Raw genomic sequence first — 393 nt, forward strand, 5'->3', positions numbered from 1 at the left:
CCATGCCAGAATATGCATACAATGGGATTAAAGGAATGAGGCCATTTTGAAAAAGCTAAGCATTGTACTTGTCATTTTCATATGTGCGCTGGTTTCATTCATCATATGGCTGAATGCCGGGGATGAAAAATTGGGGCTCTCAGATGAAGAAGCAGAGGCCGTCAAACCCTCTAAAAAACCGGTCATTGTCCTGATCATCGACTCTTTGATGGATCAGCCTTTGAAAAAAGCGATTCAAGAAGGCCGCGCTCCGGCATTAAAATTCTTTCTTGAAAACGGTCATTATGAACCTGAAGTGGCGAGCGCGTATCCGACCATGTCGGTCGCGATTGACAGCACGCTGCTCACCGGAACTTATCCGAATATCCACCGCGTTCCCGGGCTTGTCTGGTA

At 46.8% G+C, this 393-nt stretch carries 1 protein-coding gene; it reads left to right on the forward strand.

Features of this window, described 5'->3' with window-relative positions:
- Positions 1-46: 46 nt before the first annotated feature.
- Positions 47-393 (forward strand): alkaline phosphatase family protein (locus J0695_RS46675; protein WP_206970274.1); only part of this gene is annotated, 347 nt, incomplete at its 3' end.

The sequence above is a fragment of the Streptomyces beijiangensis genome, assembly GCF_017315755.1.
Classification (GTDB): domain Bacteria; phylum Actinomycetota; class Actinomycetes; order Streptomycetales; family Streptomycetaceae; genus Streptomyces; species Streptomyces beijiangensis.